The sequence below is a fragment of the Rubrivivax sp. A210 genome, assembly GCF_904426505.1.
Lineage (GTDB): Bacteria > Pseudomonadota > Gammaproteobacteria > Burkholderiales > Burkholderiaceae_C > Rubrivivax.
The window spans coordinates 21,549-32,761 of sequence record NZ_CAJGBN010000008.1 but is presented as its reverse complement, the minus strand read 5'-3'; the positions used below and the strand labels follow the sequence as shown (position 1 = coordinate 32,761).

General features: G+C 69.4%; 10 protein-coding genes. 3 read left to right on the top strand and 7 right to left on the bottom strand.

Annotated features, from left to right (window positions below):
* Positions 1 to 43: 43 nt before the first annotated feature.
* The 4 genes from JMV16_RS07160 to JMV16_RS07145 form a co-directional block, all read right to left on the bottom strand.
* Complete coding sequence (locus JMV16_RS07160) at positions 44 to 445, bottom strand: type II toxin-antitoxin system VapC family toxin (protein WP_201493541.1); 402 nt, start codon at positions 443 to 445, stop codon at positions 44 to 46.
* Positions 442 to 705, bottom strand: coding sequence for an AbrB/MazE/SpoVT family DNA-binding domain-containing protein (locus tag JMV16_RS07155; RefSeq protein ID WP_201493539.1), 264 nt, complete (start codon positions 703 to 705; stop codon positions 442 to 444). The genes JMV16_RS07160 and JMV16_RS07155 overlap by 4 nt, the downstream gene beginning before the upstream one ends.
* Before the next feature lie 123 nt (positions 706 to 828).
* Entirely contained in the window at positions 829 to 1,563 is a 735-nt protein-coding gene (locus JMV16_RS07150; RefSeq protein WP_201493538.1) for a transporter substrate-binding domain-containing protein, read from the bottom strand.
* A gap of 5 nt (positions 1,564 to 1,568) precedes the next feature.
* Entirely contained in the window at positions 1,569 to 2,579 is a 1,011-nt protein-coding gene (locus JMV16_RS07145) for a Bug family tripartite tricarboxylate transporter substrate binding protein (protein WP_201493536.1), read from the bottom strand.
* A 303-nt stretch (positions 2,580 to 2,882) separates the two neighbouring features.
* Here JMV16_RS07145 and JMV16_RS07140 point away from each other — a divergent pair, with 303 nt between their 5' ends.
* Positions 2,883 to 3,551, top strand: coding sequence for a PEP-CTERM sorting domain-containing protein (locus tag JMV16_RS07140; protein WP_201493534.1), 669 nt, complete (start codon positions 2,883 to 2,885; stop codon positions 3,549 to 3,551).
* A 72-nt stretch (positions 3,552 to 3,623) separates the two neighbouring features.
* On the opposite strand, the gene dbpA is transcribed toward JMV16_RS07140, so the two are convergent.
* On the bottom strand, positions 3,624 to 5,051 hold the full coding sequence (dbpA, locus tag JMV16_RS07135; RefSeq protein WP_201493532.1) for an ATP-dependent RNA helicase DbpA: 1,428 nt from the start codon (positions 5,049 to 5,051) through the stop codon (positions 3,624 to 3,626).
* A gap of 54 nt (positions 5,052 to 5,105) precedes the next feature.
* On the opposite strand from dbpA, the gene JMV16_RS07130 reads away from it, so the two are divergent.
* Complete coding sequence (locus JMV16_RS07130; RefSeq protein WP_201493530.1) at positions 5,106 to 7,349, top strand: helicase-related protein; 2,244 nt, start codon at positions 5,106 to 5,108, stop codon at positions 7,347 to 7,349.
* Positions 7,350 to 7,385: 36 nt separating this feature from the next.
* Here JMV16_RS07130 and JMV16_RS07125 read toward each other — a convergent pair whose 3' ends face one another.
* Together JMV16_RS07125 and JMV16_RS07120 are read right to left on the bottom strand one after the other, a co-directional pair.
* Positions 7,386 to 9,623: an NADP-dependent isocitrate dehydrogenase gene (locus JMV16_RS07125; protein ID WP_201493528.1), complete on the bottom strand. Its 2,238-nt coding sequence runs from the start codon at positions 9,621 to 9,623 to the stop codon at positions 7,386 to 7,388.
* Positions 9,624 to 9,777: 154 nt separating this feature from the next.
* The gene (locus tag JMV16_RS07120; protein ID WP_201493613.1) at positions 9,778 to 10,137 is read right to left on the bottom strand and encodes a translation initiation factor Sui1; all 360 of its coding nucleotides are present in this window, start codon (positions 10,135 to 10,137) and stop codon (positions 9,778 to 9,780) included.
* A 151-nt stretch (positions 10,138 to 10,288) separates the two neighbouring features.
* On the opposite strand from JMV16_RS07120, the gene JMV16_RS07115 reads away from it, so the two are divergent.
* Complete coding sequence (locus tag JMV16_RS07115; protein WP_201493526.1) at positions 10,289 to 11,206, top strand: hypothetical protein; 918 nt, start codon at positions 10,289 to 10,291, stop codon at positions 11,204 to 11,206.
* Positions 11,207 to 11,213 lie beyond the last annotated feature (7 nt).

Sequence of the window (11,213 nt, the reverse complement as noted above, 5' to 3'; positions counted from 1 at the left end):
GCTCCGGAAGTGAACGGGGGGAGGATGGCAGGGCAGGCTGACGTCAAACCTGCGGGACGATGACCTTCAGGCCTTTGAAATAGTCGCGGAAGAAACCGGCGTCGAAGGTGACGAGGCCGTCGCACTGCAGCAGGGCATGGGCGCCGACCAGGAAATCGGGAATGGTGCGCTCGCGGCGGCCGCCACGCTGGCGGTAGCGGCGTTGCATCTCGCCGGCGCGCAGCGCGGCCTTGGATTCGATGGCCAGGTAGACCAGGCCCGCGTCCTCGAGCAACTGCAGCGCATCGCTGCCGTTCTGCAGCGCGGTGCAGACCTCGGCCAGCACCACGTCGCACAAGACCACCGGCCCCTGGTGCAGCGCGTCGCGCAGCGAATCGGCCGCGGCCGCCGTGCGTTCACCGTCGCCCAGCAGTTCGATGAGCACCGAGGAATCGACCGCGATCAAGCCGCTTCGTCCTCGGGCGGCAGGTAGGGGTCGCCGGGGGCACGGCCGCGGATGGCGCGCATGGCCTCGTCGGTGGAGGCAAAGCCGTCGAGCTTGAAGCGGCCGCGCAGGCGCGAGATGGCGTCGTCGACGTTCTTGCGCAGGATGATGCGGCTGCCGTCGAGCTCGACCTTCAGCTGCGTGCCCTTGGTCAGGCCCAGCGCGTCGCGCACGGCCTTGGGCAGGGTGATCTGCCCGCGTTCGGCTACGGTGGCTTCCATGCGTTTCCTTCTCTGCAGGCCGGGGCCGGCGATTCGGTATGCATGAATTCTACATACCGGATCAAGCAGAATCAAGGTAAACCCCAGGAGCCCATGCAGGCCCCCGGGACTTCGGCAGCCGGCTCAGCCGTCGCCGGGCGGCGCCACCGCGGCGCCGGCCACGCCGTGACGGGCCAGGGCCGCGGCCACCGCGCCGCCGGCCTTGGCCGCTTCGACATAGGCGGCCAGGAAGGCCGCCGCCGCCTCCCCGCGCGAGCGCGGGCAGGCCATGGCCTGGCGGATGACCATGAAGCGGCCCGGCAGCAGCCGCAGGCCGCCGTAGCGGGGCGCGTCAGCCAGCAGTTGCTGGCGCACACCGGCGGCGACGTCCAGGCCCTGCTCGACGAAGGTGCTGACCACCGTCTGCGAGCTGGGCGCGCGCACCAGCTCGGCATGGCGGATTTCGCGCGTCAGGTAGAGGTCGTAGGCACTGCCCTTGCCCACCGCGATGCGGCGGCTCGGCGCGTCGACTTCCTCATTGGCTTGCAACGGCGAGTCGTCGCGCACGAGGTAGCAGCCCTCGATCAGCAGATAGGGCGGCGTGAAGGCCAGCGTGGCGCCGCGAGCGGGGTCGATGGCGAAGAAGCCGATGTCGGCCTGACCGCCCGTCACCGCCTCGACCGAGCGCGCGGCGGTGTCGAAGACCTGGAACTCGACCGCCACACCCAGGCGCTCGGCCAGGCCGCGCGCCAGGTCGACCGAGACGCCGCCGGGCACGCCGCCGGCGCCAGCGTGAGCCAGCACCGGGTTGCCGAGGTTGATGGAGGCGCGCAGCACGCCCGCGGGCGCGAAGGCACTGACGATGGCGGCGTCCACCATGGCGGTCACTCCGGCTTGATGCCGCGATCCTTGATCAGCTTCTGCCAGCGCACCGATTCCGCGGCGACGAAGCTGGCAAAGGCCTCGGGCGTGCCGCCGCCAATGATGTTGCCCGGGCCGGTGATGCGCTGGGCCAGCTCGGGATCCTGCAGCGCCTTGTTCAGCGCCGCGTTGAGCTTGGCAATGATGGGCGCCGGCACGCCCTTGGGTGCGATGACGCCGAACCAGTTGGACATCTCCATGCCCTGCAGGCCGGATTCGGCCAGCGTCGGCACGTCGGGCAGCTGGGGCAGGCGCTTGTCGGTGGCCACGGCCAGCGCGCGCATGCGCGCCGGCGCTGACTTGATGTAGGGCGTGGTCGACGGCAGCATGTCGAACATGAAGTCCACCGTGCCAGCGATGAGGTCGTTGACGGCCGGACCGCCCCCCTTGTAGGGCACATGGATCATCTTCGTGCCGATGGTGTCCTCCAGCAGTTCACCGGCCAGGTGGTAGGCGCCGCCCGATCCGGCCGAGGCGTAGCTGACCTTGCCGCTGTTGGCCTTGGCGTTGGCGATGAAGTCCTTCATCGTCTTGAGCGGCGACTTCTCGGGCACCACCAGCACCAGCGGGCCGCGCTCGATCAGGATGATGGGCGCGAGGTCGCGGATGGCGTCGTAGCCCATCTTCGGGAACAAGGCCTTGTTCACCGACAGCGGCGCGAAATTGCCGATGCCGATGGTGTAGCCGTCGGGGTTGGCGCGGGCGATGGCCTCGGTACCGATGTTGCCGCCGGCGCCGGGCTTGTTCTCGACGATCACCGTCTTGCCGAGGTAGCCGCCGATCTTCTCGGCCAGCTGGCGCGCACGCGTGTCGGAACTGCCGCCGGCGGCGTACGGCACGATCATCGTGATGACCTTGCTCGGGTAGTCCTTGGCGGCCTCCTGGGCCAGCGCGGGCTGAGCGGCGGCGGTGAGTGCGCCCAGCGCGGCCGTCAGCCACAGACGGCGGGTACGGGAATGGGGAAATCTGTTCATGGATCCGGTCTCCTGAGGTGAGGGCGCATCCACAGGTGCGCCTGGGCAGGGCGCGAGGTTAGCAGTCCGGCGGCACCCGCCGTGTACGTGGGACCGCGGATGCCGAGCTGCCAACTATTACCGCGAGGCCCGTCGGGGAGCTTGACATCGCGCCCGGCAGAAACCGCAAATTCCTTGCGAATCAACGGCTTATATACGTGGCTTGGTATTTGCATTGCAGCTGGCCACCACGGCGCCGTGGCCGCCCGCCAGCGGCGGCGCTGCTGGCCGCAAGCATCACTCCATACCTAGAAAGCGCAGTCGATGATCAAGAATTTCAGCTCAGCCGCCGTGCTGGCACTCAGTCTCGCAGCACCCCTGGCAGCCCAGGCGGCCTACATCAAGTTCGAGGACTACACCCTCGCCAACCACGCCCTCACCACCTTCTACGCCGGCAACAACGGCGACCCCTTCCTGTACTCCGGCTCCGGCGCGGCGGGCAGCTTCACCGGCGCGCCCACCAACGCCAGCAGCCTGATGGCCAACACGCCCGACATCACGCTGTACATCGCCAACCTCTATTCGAGCTTCGCCTCGAACAAGCTCTTCTTCGTGGTCGACGGCCTGCTCGCGGCGCAGCTGGATTTCGACTACCTGGGCAGCTACAACGGCCAGAACAATGTCGAGCGCATCACCTACAACAACTACCTCGCCCAGGGCCGCGTCATCGCCGCACCGGCCGCCGCCGGCAATGTGCTGGCCGCCAGCAACTACTCCACCAACCCCGACGGCAGCATCAACTACCGCTGGCTGCAGCAGTGGGGCAGCAATGCCGCCGGCATCTCCTTCTTCAACGATGGCTTCATGGTGAGCGCCAACACCATCCAGGCCGTGCGCAACGCCAATGCCGTGCCCGAGCCCACCTCCGTCGCGCTGGCCGGCCTCGGCCTCGCGTTGGCGGGTTTCGGCGCCGCGCGCCGCCGCCGCGCCTGATCGGCCCGCCACAGGCCTCGCGCACCAGGGCGCTCCCGGCGACGGGGGCGCCCTTTTTCATTGACGGCCGCGCTACAGCAGCCGCGCCTTCACCGTCTTGCCCTTGACCTTGCCGCTGGCCAGCTTCTTCAGCACCGCCGGCGCGATCTCGCGCGCCACCGCGACATAGGTGCTGAACTCGTTGACATTGATCTTGCCGATCTGCGCGCCGGCGAATCCCATGTCCTTGGTCAGCGCGCCCAGCACGTCGCCGGGGCGAATCTTTTCCTTGCGACCGCCGACGATCTGCACCGTCTGCATGGGCGGCAGCAGCGGCCCGCCGGCGGCCGGCACCAGGCTGGCCAGCGGCTGCCACTCGCTGGCAAAGGCCAGCGCCTGCTCGATGGCGCCGACGCGGCCCATCTCGTCCAGGCTGGCCAGGCTGAAGGCCCAGCCGTCGGCACTGCCGCCTTCACCCATGCGCCCGGTGCGGCCGATGCGGTGGGTGTGGGTGGCGGGGTCGGGCGAGATGTCGACATTCACCACCGCCTCGAGCTGGGCGATGTCCAGGCCGCGCGCCGCGATGTCGCTGGCCACCAGCACGCTGACGCTGCGGTTGGCAAAGCGCACCAGCACCTGGTCGCGCTCGCGCTGGTCGAGGTCGCCGTGCAGTTCCTCGGCCGCAAAGCCCTGGGCGCGCAGCACGGCCACGAGGTCGCGGCACTGCTGCTTGGTGTTGCAGAAGGCCAGCGTGCTGACGGGCCGGTAATGGGCCAGCAGCAGGCCCACGGCGTGCAGGCGCTCGTCCTCGCGCACCTCGTAGAAGCGCTGGCGGATCTGCGTCGCCGCCGGGCGCTCGGCCAGCTTCACCTCCTTGGGCTGGCGCAGGAAGGCGGCGCTGAGCTTGGCAATGCCTTCGGGATAGGTGGCCGAGAACAGCAGGGTCTGGCGCTGCGCCGGGCACTGCCTGGCCACCGCAGCGATGTCATCGTGGAAGCCCATGTCCAGCATGCGGTCGGCCTCGTCGAGCACCAGCGTGTTCAGCGCATCGAGCTTGAGGCTGCCGCGCTCCAGGTGGTCCAGCAGCCGCCCGGGCGTGCCGACGACGATGTGGGCACCGTGCTCCAGGCTGGCCAGCTGCGGCCTCATGGTGGCGCCGCCGCACAGCGTGAGCACCTTGATGTGGTCCTCGGCACGCGCCAGGCGGCGCAGCTCCTGGGTCACCTGCTCGGCCAGCTCGCGCGTGGGGCACAGCACCAGGGCCTGGACGGCGAAGCGGCGCGGGTTGAGATTGGCCAGCAGCGCCAGCGCAAAGGCCGCCGTCTTGCCGCTGCCGGTGCGCGCCTGGGCGATGAGGTCGTGGCCGGCCAGGGCCAGCGGCAGGCTGGCGGCCTGGATCGGCGTCATCGCGTCATAGCCCAGGCGGGCCAGGTTTTCCAGCGTCGCGGGCGAGAGCGGCAGTTCGCTGAAGGAGGGGCCGGATGCGCCTTTGGGCGGCGGCGAAGTCAGGGGGCTGTTCATGAGCGATTATCGGAGCCTGGACCGCCGACCCCCGGCCCCCTGGCCGACGCACCGATGCACCCCCATCCCATCCCCACCCCGCCGCCCCTGAACCTGCCCGACCCGCGCCACGCGGCCCGGCTGCCGCCGCACATCGGGCCCCAGCAGCTGGCCCGCATCCGCCAGGCCGCCTACGCCCTGCCCCAGGTGGTGAAGCCGGCCGACTACGGCGCCGAGCCCGGCACCGAGCACGCGAAGGCCGGCGAGGAGAAGCTGCACGCCCTGGGCCTCGTCCTGCTGCAGAAGGCGGTGGCCGGCTCGCGCCCCAGCCGCTGGATAGACCCGGCGCTGATGGACAGCGCGCTGGCCCACCTGGACGCCGTCGGCGTGGGCCCGGCTGCGCGGCCACTGATGCTGGAGCGTTTCGTGGCGCTGGAAGCCCTGGGCATCACGCGCCAGGCCGGGCGCTGGAGCCGCCGCGTCAGCCACCGCCTGGCCCTGCCCGAGCCGGGCTGGGAGCTGGCCGTGCCTTTTCTGTCGGCCGTTGAGGAAGCACCGTTGTGGGCCTTTCTGCGCCATGGCGACAGGGCGGCGCTGGACACCGCCCTGGGCCCGCCGCCAGCCTGGCTGCACGCCGGCGAACTGGCGGCCCACATCGAAGGCCTGCTGGCGCGCAGCCGCGCCTACCAGCCGCGCCACCTGGCCTCGCTGCTGCCGCGGCTGCAGTCGGAATGCGCCACGCCGCAAGGGCTGGACGGGCTCAAGGCCGCCTGCACGCGGGCGCAAGACCGCTGGGAGCGGCGCGTCGCCGAACTGGAGGCGCTGGAGGGCCTGAACCAGGAACTCGCCTTCCAGGGCTATCCCGACACCTTCGAGACCGCGCGCAAGCTGCAGCGCACCGTCAAGCTGTTTGTGGGCCCACCCAACAGCGGCAAGACCCACGCCGCCTTCGAGCGCCTGGCCCAGGCCTTCGACGGCGCCTACCTGGCGCCGCTGCGCCTGCTGGCGCTGGAAGGCCGCGACCGCCTGGCCGCACGCGGCGTGCCCTGCTCGCTGCTCACCGGCGAAGAGAACGTGCCCGCCGACGGCGCCCGCGTGGTCAGCAGCACCATCGAGATGGTGGGCACCGGCAAGCCCATCGACGTGGCGGTGATCGACGAAGCGCAGATGATCTTCGACGCCTCGCGCGGCTGGGCCTGGACCCAGGCCATCGTCGCGGTGCCGGCCAATGAAGTGATCATCATCTGCAGCGCCTACGCGGTGCCGGCGATAGAGAACCTGCTCGGCCTGTGCGGCGAGCGCTGCACGGTGCGCCACTTCGAGCGCAAGCAGCATGTCGAGCTGCTGCCGGCGCCGGTGCCGACGGCCACGCTGAAGCTGGGCGACGCGGTGGTGGCCTTCAGCCGACGCGACGTGCTGATGCTGCGCGACCGCATCGCCGCCGCCGGCCACCCGGTGAGCGTGATCTACGGCGCCCTGCCGCCCGAAGTGAGGCGGCGCGAGGCCGAGCGCTTCTCGCTGGGCGAGAGCCACATCCTGGTGGCCACCGACGCCATCGGCATGGGCCTGAACCTGCCCATACGCCGCGTGCTCTTCAGCACCATGAGCAAGTTCGACGGCCAGGGCGACCGCCCGCTGGACGAGGGCGAGGTACACCAGATCGCCGGCCGCGCCGGCCGCTACGGCATCCACGAGGAAGGCTTCGTCGGCGTGCTGAAAGAGGCCGAGCCGAACGCCCTGCGCGCGCTGCGAGACCTGCTGCCCAAGACGCCACGCGCACCTCAGGACTTCAAGGCGCCGGTGGCGCCCAACGGCTGGCACATCGACACCATTGCCGAGCGCCTGCAGCTGCGCCGGCTGCGCGAGGTGCTGGATGTCTTCATGGAACAGCTGCAGCTGGACAACGCCCACTTCGCGGTGGCCGAGCTGGAACAGATGCTGGAGCTGGCCGAGCAGCTGGACAGCCACGCCGGCCGCCTGAGCCTGCGCGAGCGCTTCATCTACGCCCAGGCCCCGGTGGACACGCGCACGCCGACGCAGGTGCAGCACTACCTGGACTGGGCCGCCAACCACGCCACGACCAACCGCGCCGGCAAGCCCTGGTTCCTGGACGAGGTGGACGGCCACAGCCGCCTCGACCGCATGGAGCAGGCCCTGCGCGCGTGTACGCTGTGGCTGTGGCTGGACCTGCGCTTTCCCGGCATCTACGGCCACGTAGCCGAGGTCGTGGCGCTGCGCGGCGCGCTCAACGACGGCATCGAGCGCCAGCTCAAAGGACACCGCCCGCTGGCGCAGGTGCGCACACGCGGGCGGCATTGAAGGGCGGGGCCCTCGAGGCCCCCTGCCCTGCGACGATCAGGCCTTGACCGACTTCAGCGCGGCATTCAAGGTCGGGCTCGGGCGCATCACGGCCACGCACTTGGCGGCATCGGCCTTGTAGTAGCCGCCAATGTCCACCGGCTTGCCCTGCACCGCCGAGAGCTCGGCCACGATGGTGGCCTCGTTCTCGGTCAGCACCTTGGCCAGCGGCGCGAAGTGGGCCTGCAGCGCCGCGTCCTCGGTCTGCGCGGCCAGTTCCTGGGCCCAGTACATGGCCAGGTAGAACTGGCTGCCGCGGTTGTCGAGCTGGCCGGTCTTGGGGCTGGGGTTCTTGTTGTTGTCGAGCAGCTTGCCGGTGGCGGCATCCAACGTGCGCGCCAGCAGCTTGGCCTTCTCGTTGCCGGTCTTGATGCCAAGGTCTTCCAGCGACACCGCCAGCGCCAGGAACTCGCCCAGCGAATCCCAGCGCAGGTGGTTTTCTTCCACCAGCTGCTGCACATGCTTGGGCGCCGAACCGCCGGCACCGGTCTCGTACATGCCACCGCCGGCCATCAGCGGCACGATGGACAGCATCTTGGCGCTGGTGCCCAGCTCCATGATGGGGAAGAGGTCGGTGAGGTAGTCGCGCAGGATGTTGCCGGTGACCGAGATGGTGTCCAGGCCGCGGATCACACGCTCCAGCGTGAAGCGCATGGCGCGCGTCTGCGACATGATCTGGATGTCCAGGCCGCTGGTGTCGTAGTCCTTCAGGTAGGTCTTGACCTTCTTGATCAGCTCGTTCTCGTGCGGGCGGTAGGGGTCGAGCCAGAACACCGCCGGCATGCCGGAATTGCGCGCCCGCGTGACGGCCAGCTTGACCCAGTCGCGGATGGCGGCGTCCTTGCACTGGCACATGCGCCAGATGTCGCCGGCCTCGACGTCCTGGCTCAGCAGCACCTCGCCGGTGGCGATGTCGGTGATGTTGGCCACGCCGTCCTCGGCGATCTCGAAGGTCTTGTCGTGCGAGCCGTATTCCTCGGCCTGCTGGGCCATCAGGCCGACATTGGGCACGGTGCCCATGGTCTTGGGATCGAAGTTGCCGTGCCACTTGCAGAAGTTGATCATCTCCTGGTAGATGCGGGCAAAGGTGCTCTCCGGCATCACGGCCTTGACGTCCTTCGGGCGGCCGTCGGCGCCCCACATCTTGCCGCCGATGCGGATCATGGCCGGCATCGAGGCGTCGACGATGACGTCGTTGGGCGAGTGGAAGTTGGTGATGCCCTTGGCCGAGTCGACCATGGCCAGCTCGGGCCGGTGCTCGTGGCAGGCGTGCAGATCACGCATGATCTCCTCGCGCTTGCTCTCGGGCAGGGTGGCAATCTTGTCGTACAGGTTCACCATGCCGTTGTTGACATTGACGCCGATCTGGTCGAACAGCGCGCCGTGCTTGGCGAAGGCTTCCTTGTAGAAGATGCGCACGCAGTGGCCGAAGACGATGGGGTGCGAGACCTTCATCATCGTGGCCTTGACGTGCAGCGAGAACATCACGCCCGACTTGCGCGCGTCTTCCATTTCGCGCTCGTAGAAGTCGCACAGCGCCTTCTTGCTCATGAACATGCTGTCGATGATCTCGCCGTCCTTGAGCGCGACCTTGGCCTTGAGCACCTGGGTCTTGCCGCTCTTGGTGACGAGTTCCATGCGCACGTCGCGGGCGCGGTCCAGCGTGATCGACTTTTCACCATGGTAGAAATCGCCGTGGTGCATGTGCGAGACGTGGGTGCGCGACGCCTGGCTCCACTCGCCCATCGAATGCGGGTTCTTGCGTGCGTATTCCTTGACGGCGCGCGGCGCGCGGCGGTCGGAGTTGCCCTCGCGCAGCACCGGGTTCACCGCGCTGCCGATGCACTTGGAGTAGCGCACGCGGATGGCCTTGTCCTCGTCGGTCTTCGGATCCTCGGGATAGGCCGGGATCTTGTAGCCCTTGGCCTGCAACTCCTTGATGCAGGCCATCAGCTGCGACACCGAGGCGCTGATGTTGGGCAGCTTGATGATGTTGGTGTCGGGCAGCAGCGTCAGCTTGCCCAGCTCGGCCAGGTTGTCGGGCACCTTCTGCTCATCGCTCAGGAACTCGGGGAACTCGGCCAGCACGCGCGCCGAGACCGAGATGTCGCTCTTGGCTATTTCCACGCCGGCCGGCGCCGTGAAGGCGCGGATGATGGGCAGGAAGGCGGCCGTGGCCAGCAGCGGCGCCTCGTCGGTGAGCGTGTAGATGATCCTGGACTTGCCTGCGGTCATGTCGTTCCTCCAGCATGGATAGGGGTTGCGCGGCCGGAATCTAGACCATGACCCCTTCGCCGTTCTGACGGGGCGGGGTGGCGGGCCGGACGGGGCCAGGGGCGCCATTCTCAGCCCCGGCGTGAAACCGGCGGCGGAGTACCCGAGCGCCGCCTCAGCCGCCGGCGCGCTTGGCCGTGATGCCCTCGGCCGCCAGCGCCGCCAGCACGCGCTCGCAGTGCTCGCCCTGGATCTCGACCACGCCGTCCTTGACCGTGCCGCCGGCGCCGCACAGCGTGCGCAAGCGCTTGGCCAGCGCGGCCAGGGCTTCGGCCTCCAGAGCCAGGCCGCGCACGAGGGTCACGGCCTTGCCACCGCGGCCCTTGGTCTCGCGGCTCACGCGCACCGGACCCTGGTCGCGCGGGGCGGCGGCGGCCTTGCAGGCGCAGTCGGCCGCGGGCCGGCGGCAGTCCGGGCACATGCGGCCGGCCTCGGTGGAGTAGACCAGGCCGCCAGCGGAGGATCGTGATCGCATCGTCATCGCGGCCGGCATTGTCGCCGCGCCAAAGCGCAACACCGCACCTCACCGCGCCACTCCCTAACTCCGCCGCATCGGGGTTAGGGCCCTGGCAAGCCGTTCGATGACGTTCTAGCATCGCGCCCACCCCCGCCGCCAGGAGCCCGCCTTGAAGGTCAGCCTCACCAACCCTGCCGAACTGCGATCCAACAATCCGCCGCCGCTGGAAGGCTTTGGCCGGCGTCTGCTGGCCGAGGGCGACTCCTGGTTCACTTTGGGCGGTCTCAACCTGCTGCAGAACTCCAACCTGCTCTACGAGCTGCAGGTCACCACCACCACCATCGTCGTCAACTGCGCCTATCCCGGCGACACACTGGTCCAGATGGTGGCCGGCATCAACGACGCCGACTTCGACCGCATGCTGCGCAAGCCCAATTTCGCCAGCTACTGGGAGGCCATCGTCGTCTCGGCCGGCGGCAACGACCTCATAGCCGCCGCCCAGCTGCCCCTGGTCGACCAGGCCGGCAAGCCGACGCCCACCGAGCACCGGCTGCTGCTCACGCCGGCCGAGGCCGCCAAGCTCAACCCCAAGGCCAAGGGCGCGACGCGCTATGTCAGCGAGCCCGGCTGGCAGCAACTGGAGCAGTTCCTGCTGGCCAATTTCCGCGTGCTCGTGGCGCGGCGTGACGAAGGCCCCAGCCGCGGCCGGCCGCTGCTGCTGCACACCTATTCGGTACCCACGGTGTGGCCGGTGGGCACGGTGGGCAGCAAGAAGGGCTGGCTCTACCCGGCTTTCGAGGCTGCCGGCATCCCCGCGGCCGAGCGACAGGGCGTGGCCGAAGAGTTGTTCGGCCGCCTGCGCCGCCTGCTGCTGTCGCTGGATGCCGGCTCCGGCCACGCCAACGCCCTGCCCGCGGTGCGCGTCTTCGACTCGGCCACCGCGGTGGTGCTGCAGCCGCCCGACACCAGCAAGACCGGGTCCTCGGGCGACTGGGTCAACGAGATCCACCCCAACCGCAGCGGCTACGCCAAGCTCGGCGTCGCCATGGGTGCGTGGATGGAAGGCGTGCTGGCCGCGGCCACGTAGGCCGGCG